This window comes from uncultured Jatrophihabitans sp. (assembly GCF_964244045.1).
In the GTDB taxonomy this organism is placed as follows: Bacteria; Actinomycetota; Actinomycetes; order Mycobacteriales; family Jatrophihabitantaceae; genus Jatrophihabitans.
In genome coordinates this window covers 30,928-51,844 of the sequence record NZ_CAXTHK010000008.1, presented here as the reverse complement: position 1 = coordinate 51,844, position 20,917 = coordinate 30,928, and the positions used below count along the sequence as shown (strand labels likewise).

The following is a 20,917-nucleotide window of genomic DNA, read 5'->3' as shown; positions in this document are numbered from 1 at the left end:
ATCGGAATGGCCTTCGGCGCCCGGAGCGCAGCGGAGGGCGGTCACGCAGATTCGCCGGTGGCCGTCCCGCCCGTGCTGGTGCCGGACTCGACGGCGCCGGCGGCGCCACCCCGGCCGCGCCCCCGGGAGCCGCGGCGGCGGCGGCGGGGCCCGTCGCCCTGCTCGCCGCTGGTCGACGTCGACTCGACAGGGCCGCCGGCCGCGACGACGCTGGGTGCGCTGTTGTCAGCGGTGCTTTGGCCACCGCGGGTCCGGGTACGTGTGCGGGTCCCGCTGCGGGCCGGGCGCTCGGGACGTTCGCGAGCAACCTCGCGCTCACCACCGCGCCCGCCACTGCGCCCACCTTGCTGGCGCTCGGTTCGGCCGGCGTCGCGACCCCGGTCGCGACCGCGCGCCGCCGGACGCCCGCCGAGGTCTTCGAGCTCCTCTGCGTCCAGACCGGCCCGGGTGCGCGATGAGCGGGGGAGCGTGCCGGAGACACCTTCGGGGATATCAAGGTCGGCGTAGAGGTGCGGCGAGGTCGAATACGTCTCGGCCGGGTCGGCGAACGGCAGCTCGAGGGTCGCGCAGATCAGCTTCCAGCGCGGTACGTCGTCCCAGTCCACGAAGGTGACCGACGTGCCCTGCTTGCCCGCGCGGGCCGTGCGTCCGATGCGGTGCACATAGGTCATCGCATCCTCGGGCGCCTGGTAGTTGACGACGTGCGAGATGCCCTCGACGTCCAGCCCCCGGGCCGCGACATCGGTGGCGACCAGCACGTCCACCTTGCCCGAGCGGAACGCGCGTAGCGCCTGCTCGCGGGCGCCTTGGCCGAGGTCGCCGTGGATCGCGGCGGCCGCGAAACCGCGGTCCTCGAGATCGTCGGCCACCTTCTGCGCAGTGCGCTTGGTGCGAGTGAAGATCAACACCAGCGAGCGGTTACGGGCCTGCAGGACCCGCGAGAGCATCTCGGCCTTGTCCATGGCGTGCGCCCGGTAGGCGAACTGATCGACGTGCGAGGTGCTCGGGATGGACGTCTCGGCCTCGGCCCGGATCTGGATCGGCTGGATGAGGAACTGCCGGGCCAGCGTGACGATCGGGCCGGGCATGGTGGCCGAGAACAGCATGGTCTGACGGGCAGCAGGCACCATCGTCAGCAGCTTCTCGATGTCCGGCAGGAAGCCGAGGTCGAGCATCTCGTCGGCCTCGTCGAGCACAAGGATCCGGGCGTCGGCGAGCGACAGGTGACCCTGCTGGGCGAGGTCGAGCAGCCGCCCGGGCGTTCCGACCACGACGTCGACGCCTTTCTTCAGGACCTCGATCTGCGGCTCGTAGGCGCGGCCGCCGTAGATGGTCAGCACGCGTGCGCCGACGAGCTTGCCGGCGCTCGCCAGGTCGGCCGACACCTGGACGGCCAGCTCGCGGGTGGGCGCCACGACCAGGGCCTGCGGCCGCGCGCCGGCACCGCCGGGCAGCGTGATGCGGTTGAGCAGCGGAACGCCGAAACCGAGCGTCTTGCCCGACCCGGTGCGCGCCTGGCCGATCAGGTCGTTGCCGGCCAGCGCGATCGGCAGGGTGAGTTCCTGGATCGCGAACGTGCGCTCGATGCCCACGTCGTTGAGGGCCTGGACGATCTCGGGCTTGATGTCGAAGCTGGAGAACAGCGGGCTCTCGGTGCTCACCGGGGCCTTGGCGGCCAGCGGTTCGGGCTCAACCGGCGCGATCTCGGCCTCGGTGAGGTCCGAGCGGTGGTCGAGTTCGGCCGGCGTCAGCTCAGCGGTCAAATCAGCCAGTTCTTCGGTCACAGCGCATCCTCGCGTAGGTGCGTCGACCGATGAGGGAAGGTGCCCGGCGGCTGCGACCCGCGTGGTGCGGGCGGCGCCTGCGGTCAACGCGCAGATTCATTAGTGGTGCTCTGGATTGGTTCCAGCACGTCCATGGTATCCGTTGGCTGGTCAGGGCGGACGCTAACCTGCGCGAATGGCCCCCGCTGCGGAAAACGCCGTCGTCGACCTGCTCGGCGTGCTGGCCTACGGCGAGCTGAGCGCGTTCGACCGACTGGCCGATGACGCGCGGCTTGCACCCAGTCTCGCCGGACGGGCCGAGATGTCGGCGATGGCCGCCGTCGAGTTCGGGCATTTCCGCCGCTTGGCCGACCGGTTGCTCGAAATCGGCCAGCAGCCCGACGAGGCCATGGCACCGTTTGTTGCGGCGCTCGAGACCTTCCACTCGCTCACCGCGCCATCGACATGGCTCGAGTGCGTCGTCAAGGCGTATGTCGGCGACGGAATGGGCGCGGACTTCTACCGCGAGGTCGCCGCGCTGGTCGACGACGCGACGTCCGCACTCATCCACGAGGTGCTCACCGACGAGGGCCGGGCGGAGTTCGCGGTGCGCGAGGTGCAGGCCGCGATCGCCGTGCAACCGGCCGTCGCCGGTCGGCTTGCGCTGTGGGCCCGGCGGCTCGTCGGCGAGGCCATCAGCCAGACGCAGCACGTGCTCGCCGATCGCGAGTCGTTGATGATGCTGCTGGTCGAGGGCACCGGTGGCCTTGCCGGCGTGCCTGCGTTGATCACCCGGATCACCGACCGGCACGCCGAGCGCATGGTTGCGCTGGGGCTCGACTCGTAACTCAGCCGGCGACGAACCCCACGCGGCGGGTGTCGCTCGGGGCGATGTCGACGTAGGCGACGAGGTTGGCCGGAACGATGATCTTGCGGCCCTTCTCGTCGGACAGCACAAGTTGGCCGTCGATGCTCTTCAGCGCGGCGTCGACGAGGGCCTGCACTTCCTCGCCACTCTGCGGGCTGTCCACGACGATCTCGCGGGACGTGTGCAGCACGCCGACCTTGACCTCCACGCCGAACCTCCAGCTCGTTGATAATGCGTACCGACCACGCTAGTCGAGCGTCGACGTGCTTGCCGCGGCGACCGCTGCGCCGACAGCGAACAGTCCGTCAGTCCTCGCGGCGCGGGAAGTTCGAGATGCCGCGCCACAGCAGCGTCTCGAGCAGGGTGATCGCATCCTCCTGGCTGACCGGGCGGTCGCTGGCCAGCCACCACCGGGCCACCACCTGTGCCGATCCGGTGAGCGCAGTAGCCAGCAGTTCGGCCTCGGCCCGGCTCAACCCGGTGTCGGACGCGACGGTGTCGGCCACCGCTTCCATGGTGCGGGCGGTGACGGACTCGACGCGCTTGCGGACCTCGGGGTCGTTGACGAGGTCGCTTTCGAAGATGAGCCGAAAGGCGCCGTCGTGATCGTCGCGGTCGACGAAGCCGAAGTACGCCAAGAGCACGCGGTGAATGCGTTCGCGGTTGTCGCGCGTGCCCTCGAGCGACGCGCGGACGCCCTCTGCCAGCGCCGAGGTCTGGGTGTCGAGCAGGGCGAGGTACAGATCGAGCTTGCCGGGGAAGTGCTGATAGAGCACCGGCTTGGAGACGCCGGCGCGCTCGGCGATGTCGTCCATCGCGGCGGCGTGATAGCCCTGCGCGACGAACACCTCCTGGGCGGCGGCGAGCAGCTGTATGCGCCGCGCCGACCGGGGCATCCGGCCGCCCCGGCCCAGTTCGGCACCTACCGCGCTCGACACGCTGTCGCCCCTTCTGCCGCTCGATCCTGTCCGCGGAATCCTACCCGCGGGTAGCTGTGGCCACCGTCTTCGCAGTAAGCCGCGCGCGCTGCCCGTCGTCGAGGACCCCGGCGAACAGGTCACCGAACTCGGCCACCCGCTCGAGCACGTCGGCCGCGGTGAATGACAGCAGTTCGCCGGATCCGGCTTCGTCCCACGTCAGCGGGGTGGACACCGTCGGCTGCGGGCGGGCGCGCAACGAGTAGGGCGCCACCGTCGTCTTCGCCGGGTTGTTCTGGCTCCAGTCGACGAGCACCTTGTTCGGCCGCAGCTCCTTCGCCATCCGGGAGACGACGAGGTCGGGGCGGTCGGTCTCGAGCCGCCGGGCGAGCAACCGCGCGTAGGTGGACGGCAGCTCGGGGTCGTCGCACTCGATCGGAACGCTGACCTGCATGCCCTTCGATCCGGACGTCTTCGCCACCGGCGAGAACCCGTCGGCCACGAGCAGATCACGCAGCAGGATCGCGACCTCGCTGCACTCGACGATCGTGGCCGGCGGCCCCGGATCGAGGTCGAAGACGATCAGGTCGGTGCGCGGCTTGCGAGCGCGTGGCGGCACCCGCCACTGCGGCACGTGCAGCTCCAGTGCGGCCAGGTTCGCCAGCCACACGAGGTCGGGCAGCGCCTCGACGACGACATAGTCGATCGTCTCGCGGTTCTTCGTCGAGCCCGGCACCGGCAGCGTCTTCGTTCGCACCCAGCCCGGGGTGCCGCGCGTGGCGTTCTTCTCGTAGAAGAACATGCCGTCGACGCCGTTCGGATAACGCTTCACCGTCAGCGGCCGGTCGGCCAGGTGCGGCAGCAGTACCGGCGCGATGCGCGTGTAGTAGTCGATCACCTCGCCCTTCGCGAAGCCCGCTTCGGGGTAGAGCACCTTGTGCAGGTTCGACAGCGTCAGGTGGCGGCCCTCGACGTCGACGGTCACTTTGTTGCCAGCCGCGGACGCAGCGTTCATCAGCCCCTCGCCTCCTGCACCGTCTTGTCGTCGCGGACGCCGCGGAAAACCGGGTGGCGCAGCCGGTGATCGCCCGTCCACGACGCGAACTCGACCTCGACGACGAGGTCCGGCTCGACCCAGTGCATCTGCCGCCCGCCGATCGAACGCGGCACGTCCGGGACGGCCGACGCCGTGGTCGCGGTCAGCCGGCGCTGGATCGTCGACGCCGTCCGTCCGGACAGCCCGCTACCGACCTTGCCCGCGAACCGCAGCCCGTCGTCGGTGACTATGCCGAGCAGCAGCGAGCTCAGCGTGTCCGGGTTCTCGGCCGCGCCCTCCCAGCCGATGACCGAGAAATCGCCAGAGCGGACGAAGCGCAGCTTGCGCCAGTGCTCGCTGCGCCGCCCGGGGTGGTAGTTGGAATCGGTGCGCTTGGCCACCACGCCCTCCAGGCCGTGCTCGCGCGCGACCAGCTCCGTCGCCGGGCCGTCGTCGAACGACGGGCTCAACGTCCAGCCCTCGTACTCGGCCGCGAAGCGTTCCAGCGTCGCGCGGCGCTCGGTGTAGGGACGGGTGGTGAGATCGACGCCAAAGCGGCGCAGCAGGTCGAATGCGACGAACGTCACCGGCGCGTCAACGGCCGCCCGTGCGACGTCCTTCGCCCCGCGCAGATGCATCCGCGTCTGCAGCTGTCCGAAGGACGGCCGACCGTCGACGAAGGCCACGATCTCGCCGTCGAGCAACGCGTCACCCACGTCCGCCGCCTGCGCCACGAGTTCGGGATAACCGGCCGAGATGTCGTTGCCGCGTCGGCTCGTCATCCGCACGCCGTGGTCGCCGACGTCTACCAGCGCCCGGATGCCGTCCCACTTGAACTCGTACGCCCAGCCGGCGCCGACGGGCAGCGCGGTGGTTGCGGTAGCGAGCATCGGGTACACCCGTCCAAACTATGGGCTAACCGTCGATGAGGAGAGTTCATGCGCTCGATCTGGAAGGGCAGTGTGTCCTTCGGGCTGGTGAGCATCGGCGTCAAGCTCTATGCCGCGACCGAGGAGAAGAGCGTCAGCTTCAACCAGGTCCGCCGTAGCGACGGCGCGCGCATCCGTTACAAGCGGGTGGCAGAGAGCGACGGCGAGGAGGTGCAGTACGCCGACATCGCCAAGGGCTACCAGCTCGGTTCGGGCGAGACGGTGGTGCTCACGGACGACGATTTCAAGGACCTGCCACTGCCCAGCGCGCGCGTGGTGGACGTCGTGCAGTTTGTGCCCGCCGAACAGATCGACCCGATCTACTACAACAAGAGCTACTACCTCGAGCCGGACAAGAGTGCGGTCAAGCCGTACGTGCTACTGCGCGACGCGCTTGCCGACAGCGACACGGTCGGCGTGGTGAAGGTGGCCATCCGCAACCGCGAGCAGCTGGCCGTCCTGCGCGTGCGTGATGGCGTCATCCTGCTCGAGACGATGATCTGGCCCGACGAGGTGCGCGAGGCCGACTTCGCCTTCCTGGACGAGGACGTCGAGCTGCGCCCGCAGGAGCAGCAGATGGCACGCTCGCTCGTCGAGAGCATGGCCGGCGACTTCGAACCCGAGTTGTACACCGACAACTACCGTGAGGCGCTCGAGTCGGTCATCGAGGCCAAGGTCGAGGGACGCGAGATCGTCGAGGTCGACGAGCAGCAGCCGACCGCGGGCAATGTCGTCGACCTGATGTCCGCGCTGCGGGCGTCGGTCGAGGCGGCCAAGAAGGGCCGCGGCGAGAGCTCGGCCGGCAGTTCTGCGGGCGGGGCGGCCGCGGCGAAGAAGGCGCCGGCGAAGAAGGCGCCCGCCACGAAAGCAGCTGCGAAGGCGGCTGTGACGGCGGCTGCGAAGGCGCCGGCCAGAAAAGCCGCGGCGAAGAAGGCCGCCAAGAAGGCACCCGCGAAGAAGGCCGCGGCCAAGAAAGCAGCGCGCAAGACTGCCTGACTTCACCAGGCGACGGACGCGTCGGAAAAGTACGCTGTTCGGATGCCGAAACCGCCGTCTCGTACCGCACCCACAGCTCCGCTCGCCGATCTCGAGCTGCCTGCCGTCGACCTCGATGCACCGTCGTGGCCGTTGCGCGAGGTCGACATCGGCGGCGTCAGCGTGACGGTGCGCAGCACGCCGAGCAACGATTCGGCGGCGGAGCCGGCCGTCTTCGTCCACGGGCTCGGTGGTTCGGCGACCAACTGGACCGATTTCGCCGGTCTGCTGAGGGGCCGGCTCGCGGTCGACGCCATCGACCTGTACGGCCACGGGCACTCCGGTCCGGCGCCGCGCGGGCGCTACACCCTCGACGCCTTCGCCGACCTCGTCATCGCCTACATCGAGCAGTCCGGCCGCGGCCCGGTGCATCTGGCCGGCAACTCGATGGGCGGCGCCATCAGCATCGTGGTGGCTTCGCGTCGTCCGGACCTGATCCGGACGTTGACCCTCGTCTCGCCCGCTGTGCCCGACAACCGGCTGCGCGTCTACCCGATGAAGCATGACAAGACGATGGCGGTGCTCATCCTGCCGCTGCTCGGCGAGCTGCTGGTCAAGCAGTTCAACAAACGCTACGCGGTGGACGTCCGGGTCAAGGGGACGATCAAGCTCTGTTTCGCCAAGCCCGAACGTTTCCCGCCGGCCCGCATGGCCGAGGCCGTCGCGGAGGCGACGTACCGCGCCGACCTGCCGTGGGCCGAGTCTGCGGTATTGCGTTCGCTACGCGGCCTGGCGCTGTCGCAGTTCCTGCGCAGCAGCACGGCCTGGAAGGCGATGCGGGCCATCACCGCGCCGACGCTCGTGCTGTGGGGCGACGAGGACCGGCTCGTGGCCCCGGACCTCGCGCCCTACGTCGCCGCGGCGATCCCGAACTCCCGGCTGCTCGTGCTCGAGGACATCGGGCACACCGCGATGATGGAGGACCCGGTGGCCTCGGCTCGCGCGGTCATCGCGCTGCTCGACTCGTCGCGGAAGGCTTCCGAGGGCTCGGTCGCCTGACGGCTGTCAATACCGCGGTTTTCGCGGGGCTGTGGAAGTGTGGATGCGTGTCGTCATGGCAGGACGGGCGGGGGCCGACGATGATCGACCCCCGCGAGGGGCGTGCGCTGCGTCAGCGCGACCCCCTCGACGACGTCCGTGCCGCGCATGACGGAGCGCGTCGCGCCCAGGTCGGGTACGGCCCGCGCTCCAGCCGTCGCCCGCCCAGGCGCACCTTCGCGTCGTTCCTTCGGACCTTCGTCCGGCGTTGGGGCTGGCGCGCGTATGCCATCCCGGTGCTGGCCGTGGTCACCGTTGTGGCCCTGATGACGTCGAGCGCGACGTCCAAGCCGGCAAAGCCCCTGGCCGAGGCCATGGGTGCCTCGAACAGCGCGACCTCGCCGCCGCCCGCGCCGGCACAGATGCCGCTCAAAGGCGATGCGACCAACGCGGGGGACAACAACGTCGCGCTCAAGGGCTACGCACTCCCGAGTGGCCCGGCGTACACGACCAAGGGCAACGGGACGTTCCGCGTGCTGAAAGGCACCTCGCCGGTCGTCGGTAGAGGCAAGCTATACCGCTACTCGATCGACGTTGAGAACGGCGTCAAAGGCATCGACCTCGCGCAGTACCAGGCGCTGATCGTGTCGGTGCTCTCGGACAAGCGCAGCTGGTCCGGGCACGGCGTCTCGCTGCAGCGCGTCGACTCGGGTCCGATTGACTTCCACATCACCCTGACGTCGTCGCTGACCGTGCGCACGTACTGCGGCTATTCGATCCCGGTCGAGACGTCCTGCTATGCCCCGGCCGGGGCCGTCGACGGGTTGACTACGAACCGGGTGATCTTCAACGACGCCCGGTGGGTACGCGGCTCGGCGGCCTACGTGGGCGACGTCGCCCTCTACCGGATCTACATGATCAATCACGAGGACGGGCACGCGCTCGGGCACAACCATGCCCACCAGTGCCTGCCCGGCGGGCTGGCGCCGGCGATGATGCAGCAGAGCTTCGGACTTCGCTCCGCGGTCACCAAGCAGATCTGCCAGGCCAACCCGTGGCCGTACCCACCAGGCGTCTCAGGCGCTCCCGGTGCCGAGCAACCCGACACGTCGAAGAACGACGAGTACAAGCTCGGCGACTAGCCTGGGGTGGAATGACGCGGGCACGCCCGTCGTTGTCCCAGAGTTCGTAGTCGACCCGTGAAGGACGTTCGTCGTGAGCCTGCCCCCACTCGTGCAGCCCGCTGAGTCGCTGTCGATCGATGAGGTCCGCCGCTACAGCCGGCACCTGATCATCCCGGACGTCGCCATGGACGGACAGAAGCGGCTGAAGAACGCCAAGGTGCTGTGCGTCGGCGCCGGTGGACTCGGGTCGCCTGCGCTGATGTACCTGGCTGCAGCTGGTGTCGGCACGTTGGGCATCGTCGAATTCGACGTCGTCGACGAGTCGAACCTGCAGCGTCAGATCATCCACGGGCAGAGCGACATCGGCCGCTCGAAGGCCGAGTCCGCGCGGGATTCCGTGCTCGAGATCAACCCGCTGGTGAACGTCGTGGTGCACGACACCCGCCTCGACAACGACAACGTCCTGGAGATCTTCGGCCAGTACGACCTCATCGTCGACGGCACCGACAACTTCGCGACTCGTTACTTGGTCAACGATGCGTGCGTACTGCTCGGTAAGCCCTATGTCTGGGGTTCGATCTACCGCTTCGACGGTCAAGTGTCGGTGTTCTGGGACGAGTTCGGCCCGAACTACCGCGACCTCTACCCCGACCCGCCGCCGCCCGGCATGGTGCCGTCGTGCGCCGAGGGTGGCGTACTCGGCGTGCTGTGTGCGGCGATCGGTTCGATGATGGTGGCCGAGGCGATCAAGCTGATCACCGGCATCGGCGACACCCTGCTTGGTCGCCTGCTCGTCTTCGACGCCCTGGAGATGACGTGGCGCGAGCTGAAGATCCGCAAGGACCCGGCCGCCCCCAAGATCACCGAACTGATCGACTATGACGCGTTCTGCGGCGTGGTGTCCGAGGAGGCGCAGCGGGCTGCTGCCGGTTCGACGATCACCGCATCCGAGCTCAAAGAGCTGCTGGACTCCGACAAGCCGGTCTACCTCGTCGACGTTCGCGAGCCGGCCGAGTGGGAGATCGTTCGGATCCCGGGTGCCACCTTGGTCCCGAAGGACGAGATTCTGCGCGGTGACGCCCTGGCCTCGATGCCGCAGGACAAGCAGATCGTCATGTACTGCAAGACGGGAGTGCGCTCGGCCGAGACGCTCGCCGCGGTCAAGGGCGCCGGCTTTAAGGACGCCGTGCACGTGCAGGGCGGGGTCACTGCCTGGGTTAATCAAGTGGATCCGTCACTGCCCGTGTACTGACGAGGGGTCCCGGGGTACGGGTCGTATGTGCCCGAACATGATCTTGTTCAGATCTTTCTCACCCTGCAGCGTGAGTTCGGCGCCCGAGTCCACGCGGTCACCGACGACCAGTGGGACGGGCCCACACCGAACGCCGCCTGGAGCGTTGCCGATCTTGTCGCACACCTGATCACCGAGCACCTGTGGGTCGAGCCGCTGTTGAACGGGCTCGAGCTCGACGCCGCTGCAGACGCGGTGGATCGAGCCCGCTCGTTCGTTCGTGAGGACGGGGTCGGCGCCTCTTACATACAGGCCTGGGACCAGACCGCGGAGCAGGCCGCCACGGCCGTGTCGGTGCCCGGCGCGCTGGAGCGGACGGTGTCGCTGTCGCGTGGGGACACCCCGGCCAGCGGTTACCTGCGCGAGATGATCTTCGACATCACCGTGCATGCGTGGGACCTAGGCCGGGCCATCGGCTACCCAGGCGCGCTGCCCGCCGACGTCGTCCAGGCCGTATGGCAGGAGTCCCGTAAGTTCGGCGACCTGTCCGCGAGCGGCATGTTCGACCACCCCGTCGCGGTGCCCCCCGACGCGCCGGCCCTTGATCGGCTCATCGCCATGACCGGCCGTGACCCGCGCTGGTCGGATTCGGTGTATGACCGCTGACCTTGCGTCCGTAGCCGGGCCGCACTGCGTCCGACCGCCTGTAGAGATCAACTTGCCGGCAATGTGCGGTACCAAGCCGGCCTGGGTCGCTTGTCACCCTCCAATCGCGCTCTTGGGCGGCCCAGATCGCGATTCAAGAGTGACAAGCAACGGCGTCGAGCTACGACGGGAGGAATTCCGGGTCGACACGGGAGAGCAGGTTCGGCCCGAACAGCGCTACGACCTTCGGCTCGTCCTGCACCATCTCCACAAACGACACATCGATGAGGTTCTGCACGTCCTCGTCTGCGGTTGGGTAGCTGGTCTCGAGCAGGTCGAGTAGCCGGGCCGCTTCGGTCGACGGGCCATGCGCGGTCGTCTGGTCGATGAACCATCGGCTGACGTCACCGAAGTACAGGTGCGGCAGCATCTCGCTGAGGTTGTCGTCGAGGTGCTCAGCAAGAACGGACGTCAACGCGGGTGCGACTTTCGTGGTGAGCCGACAGAACCGTTGGTTGACCTCGCTGGCGCGATACTCGCCGTCAGGCATCGTTCAGTGTCGCGAGCTGCGCCGTCGGGTCCCAATTCGGCGGCGGCTCTTCGTCTCCGTCCCCTCCCCAGGGCATCCCTCGCGCGATCCATTGCTCCCGCCACTGTGCAAACGTGAAGCCTTGGTCGTCATCGTCGTAACCGAATTGGAAGGTGCAGCACTCACAAATTTCAAAGGAAGCGTTGCCAGACGCCAGTTGATGGGGTCTCTCAAGCCCGTGGAAGCCGCAAACGGGGCACTGGTAGGCGCTCACTTTGTAGTCCCTCGTTGCTCGTTCCAATATCTGATGCCGTCTCTGGGTTTGAACATCGTGCGCGTTTTGCCTGTTTCCGTGTAAACGCCAAATGTGTTGCTGGATTCGTCATATATAAGCATGTCGCCCTCTTCATCAACCTTCATCGGTAACCCCTCCGCTTTCGCACGGTCATAGAACGCGGCAGCCGCGTCCGCATAGTCGTCGGCCGTCTCGTACTCAAACTCCTTCTTGTGCTTGGCAAAATGTTCGCGGAGCTTCTTGCCGCTGGTCCATCGGGCTCGACCCGTCCCAGCGGTTGAAGCTTCGACTGCAAGCTCGTCAAGCGCCGCCTCCTCGCCGGCGGTGACTCTCGTCGTGGTTGCTGCTTCGCTGCCAGTCCGTTCGACGCGCGCGACCTGGTAGACCCGCAGGCCGGGAACGGCGCTGACCTCGACCTGGACGATGCGTAGATCTTTGAGCCACGCAACGGCCGCACGGACGTCGGCGACGGCGCCGGCGAGCGGAGCGATCTCGGCGAGCACGGTCTGCACCGCCGCCATGAAGTCCCGCAGGATGGCGATCACCTTCAATGCCGTCGCCGCGATGCGCGCGGCCTGGCCGGCCTGCGTCGGCCCCTCTGCGGTGCCGAAGCTGAAGATCGAGGCGACGGCGCCGACGGCCTGGATGCCCCCCGTCCACGCGAGCAACTCGACCAGTTCGTGCTCGATGCGGGAGTGGGCGTTATCGATGTGCCCAGCGAGCTCGGTACACGCGTGTGCGAGCCCGCGGTGCGCACAGGCGACCGCCTGCAGGTGCCCGCTCAGCGCGTTGCAGACCGTCGAGATGTCCGGGCCCTCGCGTAGCCCGTCGACAAGCGGCCGGATGTCGATGAGGACTGCGTCCAAGGCGTAGTCGTCGAGGGCCTGGGCTGACGCAGTCCAGGCCCGGGCGGTGGCGCGCAGGCGGTCCTGATGACCGTTGGGCCAGACGAGGCCGCCCAGGCGATCGGCAATGAAGTGCCAGCCCGGTGGCCCGCCCGAGCCACCGCCCGCGGCGGACGGCACGGCTGACGGCAACCCGATGCGGGTGTCGTCCGGCAGCGTCGCGACGGCGCTGGTGATGTGCGGATCGACGTGATGGCCCCGCACCGTCGAGGCTGCTTCGGCCTGTGCGTAGTTGCGAGCGGTGGCTCCGAGCATCGCCGAAACGCGGTAGCAGGAGTTGATCACGTCTTCGGCAGCCTGAATCGCGCTGGGGGCGATGCTGTCGTAGTCGGAGGCCCACTGTGCGCCGGCCGGGTCGTCGCCGGCCATGCCGCCTCCGGCCATGATGCCGTCCAGCGCACCGCCCACCAGACGCAACAGCGGCTCGGCCACCGAGACGTTCAGCTGGCGAGAGGCTGCCGAGAGGTCGGCGACCTCGACCGTCACGGTTGGCATGCCCTGACCCTGACAAACCGCCCGCGAGTCCGCTGAACTTTCCGGCCACCTGTGGACAACTCTCGCGTGGCAGGGTGGGCGACGTGGCCGAGCAGGGAGACTTCGCGCGCCGCATCCTCGGTTGCGTCGAGTCGATCCCGGCGGGTCGGGTGATGAGCTACGGCGACGTCGCCGAGTTCGCCGGCACGCGTTCGGCCCGGGTCGTCGGCAACGTGCTGGCTGCGGACGGCGGCACCGTGCCGTGGCACCGCGTCGTACGGGTCGACGGCTCGCTCGCCCCGCACCTGCTCGACGAGCAGCGACAACGGTTGCTGTCCGAGGGCGTGCGCTTCGTCGGCGCACGAGTGGACCTCACGCGGTTCCGGTGGGACGGCGTCAGCGAGTAGCGAGGTCGCGCAGGGATCCAGCGGTGGGCACGGCGATCCAGCCCTCGACGCGCGCGCACTCACGCAGATGAATGGGGATCGGGTCGACGGCGCCGGGTTCCAGCGTCAACCGTGCCGTGATGCCCGCGATCACTGCGTCGAAGGCGTGGTCAGACGTCGTGCATGCCCGCTCCACCGCGTCCGAGCCGAAGGACAGCGGCAGCACATCCAACAGCCACGCGACCTTCGCCGCCAACCGAGCCTGCCCGGTGATGCCGCTGGACCGCTTGTAGCCATGCGGGTTCGCGTCGCCCCAGCGGCGCAGCGATCCGGCCGGGTAGGTCTCGACGACCCGACCAGCGCCGCTGCGATCGGTGCCCGCGTCGAGCCGGGGGAGCAGCGCGGCGGAGCGGAACGCGGCGTGCCCGATGCGGTCGGCCGACACGCTGAGCGGCCGCATGCCCAGTGTCTGGCAGTGCAGATCGGTGGCTCGATAGGCGAGTGCCCGGCGCTCGCCGACGGTGCCCGCAGGCGCCACGGGCCGGCCGTCGCGATGCGCGGTGACGAACTCGACGAACGGCTCCGGCCACCCCAGCGGACAGTCCAGGCCGATCTTCGTAGCGTCGCGGCAGGCGTTGACGACGGCGTCGTCGTCGGCCGGCAGGACGAGATCGACAACGTAGGGCGAAGACGTCCAGTCGAGCACCGCCACCGCGGTCGTCGCGGCCGACGCCGCAAGATCGACGCCGACGGTGAGCACGCGCTCGACGCTACGCACCGGCTCTCGCTCATCTGCAGGCCTGCGCAGAACTTGTCGGCACCCCATGCTCAGATGTTCGGGTGACCGACCCCACCTACCATCTCGTCCGTCCGCCGCGCGCGGCGGCGACTGCACCGGTGCTCGACGACGCCCAGCGCCGGGTGGTCGAGCACCCGGGAGGTCCGCTGCTCGTGCTGGCCGGGCCGGGGACGGGCAAGACCACGACGCTGGTCGAGGCAGTCATCGATCGGGTGACGCGTCGCGGCGTCGACGTCGGCGAGGTGCTGATGCTGACGTTCAGCCGGCGCGCGGCTGGTGAGTTGCGCGACCGGGTCGCGGCCAGGCTGGGCCGCACGATCCGCGAGCCCGTCGCGCGGACGCTGCACTCCTACGCATTCGGTCTGTTGCGGATGGCCAACCTGGCGCGCGGCCTGCCCGCGCCACGGCTGCTGGCCGCGGCCGAGCAGGACATTGTCGTCCGCGATCTGCTGGCGGCCACCACTGTGCAGTGGCCGCCGCAACTGCACCCTGCCCTGGCAACGACGGCCTTCGCAGGTGAGGTGCGCGAGCTGCTGATGCGTGCGGTCGAACGCGGTCTGGACGGGGCCGCCCTGCACGAGCTGGGCCGGCGACATCGGCGCGCTGACTGGCAGGCCGCCGGCGCGTTCCTCGACGAGTACCACTCGGTCTATGCGATGAAGGACCCCGGCGCGTACGACCCGGCTGAGCTCATCCGTAGCGCGCTCAACGCCCTGCACGACGATGCTGAGCTGCTCGCCCGTGAACGTGCACAACGCCGGCGGATCTTCGTCGACGAGTACCAGGACACCGACCCCGCACAGGCCGAATTACTTGCTCTCGTCGCGGCGGGCGCCGACGAGCTCGTGCTTGTCGGCGACCCCGACCAGTCGATCTACGCCTTCCGCGGTGCCGACGAGTCGGCGATCCGCGATGTCGAGACGAACTTCGGCCCGACGCCCACGGTCGCGTTGACAACGTGCCGCCGTTCCGGCCCGCAGCTGCTCGCGGCATCGCGGCGCGTCGCAGCCCGGCTGCCCGGCCCGTCCGCGCAGCGTGCGCTCGTGCCCGTCAACGGTGCCGAACCGGGCCGGGTGGAGGTCGGGGTGTTCCGCTCCGCGAGCGAAGAGGCCGCGTACGTCGCGGCGACGCTGCGCCGGGCCCATCTCGACGGGCTGCCGTGGTCGCGAATGGCGGTGCTGGTCCGCTCGACGTCGCTGTCGCTGCCCACCCTGCGGCGCGCATTCAGCACCGCCGGCGTGCCGGTCTCGGTGCGCGGTGACGACCTCCCGCTGGCCGATCACCCCGCGGTCGCCACGCTGCTGGACGTGGTCCGCGCTGTACTCGCGCACTGCGCAGCTCAGGACTCGGAGGAACTGGCCGAGCGGTTGCTGCTCGGTCCGATCGGCAGCGGCGACGCGGTGTACCTGCGCCGGCTGCGGCGAGCGCTGCGCCAAATGACCGCCGCGACGGGTGACGCCCCGACCCTGGTCGCTGCCGTGTGGGATGTGCCCGGAGCCGCAATCCTGCCGCAGGCTGTGCGGCGCCCAATGCAGGCAGTTGCCGCCGTGCTAGCCGCGGGTGCGGCCACGATCGACACTGGCTCGCCCGAGGACGTGCTGTGGTCGGTGTGGCAGGCGTCCGGGCTGGCGCGGCGGTGGGAGCAGGCCAGCCGCGCCGGCGGACCCGCCGGAGCCGCTGCCGATCGCGACCTCGACGCGATCGTCGAGCTGTTCGACGCCGCGGCCCGGTTCACCGACCGACTGCCACAGGCCGGCATCGCGCGGTTCACCGAGCATCTCGCTGCCCAGCAGCTGCCCGGCGACCCGCAGCCGACCCGACGCCTGCCGAGCGAGCACGTTCAGGTGCTCACGGCGCACGCGTCGAAGGGGCTGGAGTGGGACCTCGTGTGCGTGGCCAACGTGCAGGAAGGCGTCTGGCCCGATCTGCGCCGGCGCGGGTCGCTGCTTGGCTCCGAGGCGCTCGTCGACATCGTGGCCGGCCGCGATCCCGCGGTGCTGTCGCAGCTCGCGCCCCAGCTGGCCGAGGAACGCCGGCTGTTCTACGTCGCGGTCACCCGTGCCCGGCAGCGAGTGGTCGTCACCGCGGTGTCCGGCGACGAGGACCAGCCGTCGCGGTTCCTCGACGAGCTCGATCCGGTCGACGGCGACCGTCCGGTGCAGTTGGCCCCACGCGGCGTCCACCTCACCGGCCTGGTGGCCGAACTGCGGGCAGCCGTCTGCGACCCGGCAACCCCGGCCGATGACGCGCGAGCCGCGGCCGAGGCGCTGGCCGAGCTGGCGGACGCCCGGGTTGGCGGTGCCGAGCCGGCCGCTTGGTGGGGTCTTGCGCCGCTGTCCGACGACCGGCCGGTGGTGGCCGAGGACGAACCGGTCGTGGTCAGCCCGTCGCGCATCGACGCCTTCCTGCGCTGCGAGGTCCGTGCGTTGCTGACCGATCTCGGCGCGAAGGACGACGACCAGGTCTCTGCCTCGCTCGGCATCCTCGTACACGCAGTGGCTGCCGAGGCTCCGCCGGGTGCTGACCTCGCGGAGTACGAACGGCGCATCGATGAACAGTGGAGCACTCTCGAGTTCGGGGCGCGCTGGTTCGCGAGCAACGAACGGCGCCGGGCCACGGAGATGCTGTCGCGCCTGGTGGACTGGCTCGCACGAAGCCGCAACGGACTGGCCCTGGCGGGTGTGGAGGAGGCGTTCTCCGTCGACCTGGGTGAGGCCCAGCTGCGCGGCCGCGTCGACCGCATCGAGCGGGACAGCCACGGGCGCCTTGTCGTCGTGGATTACAAGACCGGTAAGAGCAAGCCGAGGGCGGACGAGCTGGCCCGACACCCGCAGCTCGCCGCGTACCAGCTCGCGGTCGAGCGGGGCGGGTTCGGCGAGGCCCGGTCGGGCGGCGCGTTGCTGGTGCAACTCGGAGCCTCGGGGTCGAGCGAGCAGTGGCAGACCCCGCTCGCCGAGTCCGACGAGCCGGACTGGATCGAGGCCAAGGTGGCGGACGTCGCCGACGTGCTGCACGGCGTCGACTTCTCGGCCACGAGCGGCCCCGACTGTCGACACTGCGCGTTGCGCAAGTGCTGCCCGCTGCAGCCCGAGGGCCGGCAGGTGACCCAGTGACTGCTGTCGGTGCCGCGGCACGGACGATCGGCGCGACCGAGCTCGCCGAGCGCCTCGGGCTGCATCCGCCTACTCCCGAGCAGGCCGCGGTCATCGAGTCCGAGCTCGCGCCCTCGGTGGTCATCGCCGGTGCCGGCTCGGGCAAGACCGAGACGATGGCCGCCCGAGTGGTGTGGTTGGTCGCCAACCGGGTGGTGAGCCCCGACGCCGTCCTCGGCCTGACTTTCACCCGCAAAGCCGCAGCCGAGCTGGGCAGGCGCATCCGGCGGCGTCTCGCCCAGTGGCGGGGTGTCGTCGAACGCGACCAACCCGATGACGTCGAGTATTTGACGCTGCTGCGGGCCGCCGAGCCGACCGTCTCGACCTACGCGGCCTACGCCGGGCGCCTCGTCGGCGAGCACGCGCTGCGCCTGGGCGCCGAGCCCGACGCGAGACTGATGACGCAGGCCGCGGCGTGGCAGCTGGCCGACCAGGTCATGCGCAATCACCCCGGCGAGTTGCCCGACGGCATCGGTGCGCTGTCGTCGGTAGTGCGCTACCTGCTGCAGATGTCGGGCCAGTTCGCCGACCACCTCGTCGACGTCGATGGCGTCGACGCGTTCTGCGCCGAGCTCGAGGCCTTCGTCGACGGCCTGCCCGGCAAGCGCAACAAGACCGGCGAGGTCGCCGATCTCGTCAGGTCGCTCGCCCACCGCCGAGCACTGCTGCCGTTGGTGCGCGCCTTCTCGGTCGCAAAAGCGGGCCGGTCGGCGATGGACTTCGGTGACCAGATGAGCCTTGCCGCCCGGCTGGCGCCCCTCGAAGAAGTACGCAGCGTCGAACGCGCCCGGTTCGGTGCCGTGCTGCTCGACGAGTACCAGGACACCGGACACGCGCAGATCGAGATGCTGCACGGGCTGTTCGGCGACGGGCATCCGGTCACCGCGGTCGGCGACCCGTTCCAGTCGATCTACGGCTGGCGCGGGGCCAGCGCCGGCAACATCGGCGCCTTCGCGCACACCTTCACCAGGGCCGGTGGCGCTCGGGCCACCGTGTATCCCCTGGCCACCAGCTTTCGCAACGACCGCATCGTTCTCGGCGCGGCGAACGCGGTGGCCGACCCGCTGCGAACCGTGAGCCGCGCCGGCACGGTGACCCCGTTGCGACCCGGACCGACGGCGGCCGACGGTCAGTTGCGAGTGGCCTTCACCGAAACGCATGCCGCCGAGGCCACCTGGCTGGCCGGGCGGATGTCCGAGGCCTGGAGCGAGCTGCCCGAGGTCGGGCGCACCGCCGCAGTGCTCGTGCGGCGCCGCAGCCAGATCCCGATCATCGCCGACGCGCTGCGTGCCGAAGGACTGCCCGTCGAGGTCGTCGGCCTCGGTGGGCTCCTGACCACTCCGGAGGTCTCCGACGTCGTGGCCACGCTGCGCGTCCTGGCCGGCTTCACCGCGGGCAGCTCGCTGGCCCGGTTGCTCACCGGCGCGCGCTGGCGGATCGGCCCCTACGACCTCGCCGCCCTGCACCGGCGCGCACGACGGCTGTCGCGCAACGACCTTCCGGTGCCGATCGCGGTCGTCGAGGACGCCGCCGGAACGCCCGGCCCGGCCGGCGCCGAGGACGAGCCGGTCAGCCTCATCGAGGCCCTCGACGACCTCGGACCCGAGCAGCACTACTCCACCGAGGGGTATCGCCGGCTCTCCGCGTTCTCGACCGAGCTGCACCGGCTGCGGCGCCGGGTGGGTTACTCGCTGCCCGAGCTGATCGCCGAGGTCGAACGCGTGTCCGGCGTCGACATCGAGGTGCTGGCCCGCCCCGACCACGCGGTGGTCGGGCGAGTGCACCTTGACCGGTTCCTCGACGAGGCCGTCCGCTTCGTCAACGACGCCGGGGACGCCTCCACCGCGACGCTGTCGGCCTTCCTAGCTTTCCTCGACGCGGCCGAGGACGAGGAGAACGGATTGGAAGCGGGGGAGGTCGAGGTTGCGACCGAACGGGTGCAGATCCTGACCGTGCACGGTGCAAAGGGTCTCGAGTGGGACATCGTGTCCGTCCCCGGCCTGGATCAGGACGTCTTCCCGGCACAGCCCAAGACGCTGAATTGGGCCCGCGCCCGGCAGCAGATCCCGGTGGCACTACGCGGAGACGCCGGCGACCTACCCGCCCTCACCCTCGCCGAGGTCGCCGACACCGGTGATCTCAAGCGGGTGCTCATCCAGCACGACGCCGACCTCAAACGCCGGCACGACGAGGAGGAGCGACGCCTCGCCTACGTCGCCCTGACCCGTGCCCGGCACGTCCTGCTGGCGTCCGGGTACGTGTTCGACGACGCGGGCGCAAAGGCGCGAAAGCCCTCGGACTTCCTCCTCGCGCTACGCGACTTCGCCGAGCCCGACGAGTGGTTCGAGCCCGCCGACGATGCGATCAACCCGGTCACGGGTCAGGCGGCGGTGGCCGGCTGGCCCATCGACCCCTTGGCGCCGCGCGATCCGACCCGGCCCAGCCGCCGGGCCGACGTCGAATGGGGCGCGGCACTGGTCGCAGCGGCTCGCGCCGACCACAGTGCTCAGCCCGAGCAGTTGCTACTCGGCGAGCCGATCACGCGCGCAGAGGTGTGGCGTCGCGACGTCGAGGTGCTGCTCGCCGAACGCGCACGTCTGGCCGGGGCCGACGCCTTCGCCGTCGAGCTGCCCGATCAGCTCTCGGTGTCGCAACTCGTCGAATTGCAGCGCGACCCAAGTGCGCTGGCTCGCGCATTGCGCCGCCCGCTTCCCCGCCCGCCGGCGCCTTGGGCGCGTCGCGGGACGGCATTCCACACCTGGCTCGAGCAGCGATGGAAGAGCCAGACCCTGCTCGACATCGACGAGCTGCCGGGCGCAGCCGATGAGGATGCCGACGACGCCGACTTCGACGAGCTGCGGGCCGCGTTCGAGCGCAGCGACTTCGCCGCGCGCACCCCGGCCGACGTCGAGGTGCCGTTCGAGATGACGGTCGCCGGCCGGGTGATCCGCGGCCGGATGGACGCCGTGTTCGGCGATGCAGCCGACGGCTGGCTGGTCGTCGACTGGAAGACGGGCACCCGTCCGACCGGAACGGCAGCCCAGGCAGCGGCGGTACAGCTCGCCGCCTACCGCCTCGCCTGGGCCCGGCTCAACGGGATCTCCGACGTCGACCTCGGCACCGTGCGGGCCGCCTTCCACTACGTCCGCAGCAACGAAACGGTCGAGCCCGCCGCCCTGCTCGACGCCGACGGGCTGCGCGCACTAGTTGCCGGAGAGCCGGAGGCACGATGAACCAACCTCCTGACCTGCTCGACCACCTCGTGCTCGCGACACCCGACCTCGCCGCCACCGTCGCCGACTTCGCTGCACGGTCGGGCGTGAACCCGGCACCCGGCGGCAGCCACACCGGGCTGGGAACGGCGAACGCGCTCGTCGGGCTCGGTGGCGACGCCTACCTCGAGATCGTCGGGCCCGACCCGCAGCAACCCGAGCCGAGCAGGCCACGCCCGTTCGGCATCGACGACCTCGACGCCGCCACCCTGGTTACGTGGGCGGTGCACCCGCCCGATGTCGACGCCGTCATCGCACGCGTGCGGCAAGCCGGCTACGACCCGGGCGACGCGAAGCCTATGTCGCGACGCACGCCGGACGGGGAGCAGCTGAGCTGGCGGCTCACCCCGCCGCGCGGACTGGTGCCGTTCCTCATCGACTGGGGCGACACGCCGCATCCGAGCTCTCGCGGGCTCCCCGCGGTCGAGCTCGCGTCGTTTGCCCTGCGCCACGCCGACCCGGCTTCGCTGCGGCGGCACCTCGACGCACTGCAGTTGACGATCCACGTCGAGCCCGGCGAGCAGTCTGCGCTGGTCGCGTTCCTGGCCACGCCACGCGGCCCGCTCGTCCTGTGACCAA

General features: G+C 69.9%; 18 protein-coding genes. 10 read left to right on the top strand and 8 right to left on the bottom strand.

Annotated features, from left to right (window positions below; all coding sequences use genetic code 11):
- Positions 1-41: 41 nt before the first annotated feature.
- On the bottom strand, positions 42-1,784 hold the full coding sequence (locus tag ACFFC4_RS08420; RefSeq protein ID WP_375499711.1) for a DEAD/DEAH box helicase: 1,743 nt from the start codon (positions 1,782-1,784) through the stop codon (positions 42-44).
- A gap of 175 nt (positions 1,785-1,959) precedes the next feature.
- Here ACFFC4_RS08420 and ACFFC4_RS08415 point away from each other — a divergent pair, with 175 nt between their 5' ends.
- Positions 1,960-2,610 (top strand): ferritin-like fold-containing protein, encoded by a 651-nt coding sequence (locus ACFFC4_RS08415; protein ID WP_375499709.1) that lies wholly within the window; start codon positions 1,960-1,962, stop codon positions 2,608-2,610.
- Between the two features lies 1 nt (position 2,611).
- On the opposite strand, the gene ACFFC4_RS08410 is transcribed toward ACFFC4_RS08415, so the two are convergent.
- The 4 genes from ACFFC4_RS08410 to ligD (ACFFC4_RS08395) all read right to left on the bottom strand — a co-directional run bounded on the left by ACFFC4_RS08410 (position 2,612) and on the right by ligD (ACFFC4_RS08395) (position 5,474).
- On the bottom strand, positions 2,612-2,839 hold the full coding sequence (locus ACFFC4_RS08410; protein WP_375499708.1) for a DUF3107 domain-containing protein: 228 nt from the start codon (positions 2,837-2,839) through the stop codon (positions 2,612-2,614).
- 97 nt (positions 2,840-2,936) lie between these two features.
- Positions 2,937-3,527 carry a TetR/AcrR family transcriptional regulator gene (locus ACFFC4_RS08405; RefSeq protein ID WP_375499883.1) on the bottom strand — a complete coding sequence of 197 codons (591 nt, stop codon included), beginning with the start codon at positions 3,525-3,527 and terminating at the stop codon, positions 2,937-2,939.
- Positions 3,528-3,609: 82 nt separating this feature from the next.
- Entirely contained in the window at positions 3,610-4,563 is a 954-nt protein-coding gene (gene ligD, locus ACFFC4_RS08400; RefSeq protein WP_375499706.1) for a non-homologous end-joining DNA ligase, read from the bottom strand.
- Positions 4,563-5,474: a non-homologous end-joining DNA ligase gene (ligD, locus tag ACFFC4_RS08395; RefSeq protein ID WP_375499704.1), complete on the bottom strand. Its 912-nt coding sequence runs from the start codon at positions 5,472-5,474 to the stop codon at positions 4,563-4,565. Before ligD (ACFFC4_RS08395) ends, ligD (ACFFC4_RS08400) begins: the two co-directional genes overlap by 1 nt.
- Positions 5,475-5,522: 48 nt before the next feature.
- On the opposite strand from ligD (ACFFC4_RS08395), the gene ACFFC4_RS08390 reads away from it, so the two are divergent.
- The 5 genes from ACFFC4_RS08390 to ACFFC4_RS08370 all read left to right on the top strand — a co-directional run bounded on the left by ACFFC4_RS08390 (position 5,523) and on the right by ACFFC4_RS08370 (position 10,547).
- Positions 5,523-6,509 (top strand): Ku protein, encoded by a 987-nt coding sequence (locus tag ACFFC4_RS08390; RefSeq protein WP_375499702.1) that lies wholly within the window; start codon positions 5,523-5,525, stop codon positions 6,507-6,509.
- Positions 6,510-6,551: 42 nt separating this feature from the next.
- Complete coding sequence (locus ACFFC4_RS08385) at positions 6,552-7,547, top strand: alpha/beta fold hydrolase (protein WP_375499700.1); 996 nt, start codon at positions 6,552-6,554, stop codon at positions 7,545-7,547.
- 47 nt (positions 7,548-7,594) lie between these two features.
- Entirely contained in the window at positions 7,595-8,668 is a 1,074-nt protein-coding gene (locus ACFFC4_RS08380) for a DUF3152 domain-containing protein (RefSeq protein WP_375499698.1), read from the top strand.
- A 73-nt stretch (positions 8,669-8,741) separates the two neighbouring features.
- Positions 8,742-9,902: an adenylyltransferase/sulfurtransferase MoeZ gene (moeZ, locus tag ACFFC4_RS08375; RefSeq protein ID WP_375499696.1), complete on the top strand. Its 1,161-nt coding sequence runs from the start codon at positions 8,742-8,744 to the stop codon at positions 9,900-9,902.
- A gap of 27 nt (positions 9,903-9,929) precedes the next feature.
- Positions 9,930-10,547 carry a TIGR03086 family metal-binding protein gene (locus tag ACFFC4_RS08370; protein WP_375499694.1) on the top strand — a complete coding sequence of 206 codons (618 nt, stop codon included), beginning with the start codon at positions 9,930-9,932 and terminating at the stop codon, positions 10,545-10,547.
- Between the two features lie 160 nt (positions 10,548-10,707).
- On the opposite strand, the gene ACFFC4_RS08365 is transcribed toward ACFFC4_RS08370, so the two are convergent.
- Together ACFFC4_RS08365 and ACFFC4_RS08360 are read right to left on the bottom strand one after the other, a co-directional pair.
- Complete coding sequence (locus ACFFC4_RS08365; RefSeq protein ID WP_375499692.1) at positions 10,708-11,076, bottom strand: hypothetical protein; 369 nt, start codon at positions 11,074-11,076, stop codon at positions 10,708-10,710.
- 249 nt (positions 11,077-11,325) lie between these two features.
- Positions 11,326-12,750, bottom strand: coding sequence for a hypothetical protein (locus ACFFC4_RS08360; RefSeq protein ID WP_375499690.1), 1,425 nt, complete (start codon positions 12,748-12,750; stop codon positions 11,326-11,328).
- A gap of 83 nt (positions 12,751-12,833) precedes the next feature.
- On the opposite strand from ACFFC4_RS08360, the gene ACFFC4_RS08355 reads away from it, so the two are divergent.
- On the top strand, positions 12,834-13,136 hold the full coding sequence (locus tag ACFFC4_RS08355; RefSeq protein WP_375499688.1) for an MGMT family protein: 303 nt from the start codon (positions 12,834-12,836) through the stop codon (positions 13,134-13,136).
- On the opposite strand, the gene ACFFC4_RS08350 is transcribed toward ACFFC4_RS08355, so the two are convergent.
- On the bottom strand, positions 13,126-13,893 hold the full coding sequence (locus ACFFC4_RS08350; RefSeq protein ID WP_375499686.1) for a DUF429 domain-containing protein: 768 nt from the start codon (positions 13,891-13,893) through the stop codon (positions 13,126-13,128). The two genes, ACFFC4_RS08355 and ACFFC4_RS08350, sit on opposite strands and share 11 nt — an antisense overlap.
- A gap of 62 nt (positions 13,894-13,955) precedes the next feature.
- Here ACFFC4_RS08350 and ACFFC4_RS08345 point away from each other — a divergent pair, with 62 nt between their 5' ends.
- From ACFFC4_RS08345 to ACFFC4_RS08335, 3 genes are read left to right on the top strand one after another with little or no spacing between them, the layout of a single operon-like run.
- Complete coding sequence (locus ACFFC4_RS08345) at positions 13,956-17,027, top strand: ATP-dependent helicase (RefSeq protein ID WP_375499684.1); 3,072 nt, start codon at positions 13,956-13,958, stop codon at positions 17,025-17,027.
- Positions 17,024-20,299: a UvrD-helicase domain-containing protein gene (locus tag ACFFC4_RS08340; RefSeq protein ID WP_375499682.1), complete on the top strand. Its 3,276-nt coding sequence runs from the start codon at positions 17,024-17,026 to the stop codon at positions 20,297-20,299. Before ACFFC4_RS08345 ends, ACFFC4_RS08340 begins: the two co-directional genes overlap by 4 nt.
- The gene (locus tag ACFFC4_RS08335) at positions 20,296-20,913 is read left to right on the top strand and encodes a VOC family protein (protein ID WP_375499680.1); all 618 of its coding nucleotides are present in this window, start codon (positions 20,296-20,298) and stop codon (positions 20,911-20,913) included. Before ACFFC4_RS08340 ends, ACFFC4_RS08335 begins: the two co-directional genes overlap by 4 nt.
- Positions 20,914-20,917 lie beyond the last annotated feature (4 nt).

Coding starts and splice junctions, on each gene's coding strand:
- ACFFC4_RS08405 (WP_375499883.1), bottom strand. CDS start 3,527: ATGCCCCGGTCGGCGCGGCGCATACAGCTGCTCGCCGCCGCCCAGGAG.
- ACFFC4_RS08365 (WP_375499692.1), bottom strand. CDS start 11,076: ATGCCTGACGGCGAGTATCGCGCCAGCGAGGTCAACCAACGGTTCTGT.
- ACFFC4_RS08390 (WP_375499702.1), top strand. CDS start 5,523: ATGCGCTCGATCTGGAAGGGCAGTGTGTCCTTCGGGCTGGTGAGCATC.
- ligD (WP_375499704.1), bottom strand. CDS start 5,474: ATGCTCGCTACCGCAACCACCGCGCTGCCCGTCGGCGCCGGCTGGGCG.
- ligD (WP_375499706.1), bottom strand. CDS start 4,563: ATGAACGCTGCGTCCGCGGCTGGCAACAAAGTGACCGTCGACGTCGAG.
- ACFFC4_RS08415 (WP_375499709.1), top strand. CDS start 1,960: ATGGCCCCCGCTGCGGAAAACGCCGTCGTCGACCTGCTCGGCGTGCTG.
- ACFFC4_RS08335 (WP_375499680.1), top strand. CDS start 20,296: ATGAACCAACCTCCTGACCTGCTCGACCACCTCGTGCTCGCGACACCC.
- ACFFC4_RS08360 (WP_375499690.1), bottom strand. CDS start 12,750: ATGCCAACCGTGACGGTCGAGGTCGCCGACCTCTCGGCAGCCTCTCGC.
- ACFFC4_RS08385 (WP_375499700.1), top strand. CDS start 6,552: ATGCCGAAACCGCCGTCTCGTACCGCACCCACAGCTCCGCTCGCCGAT.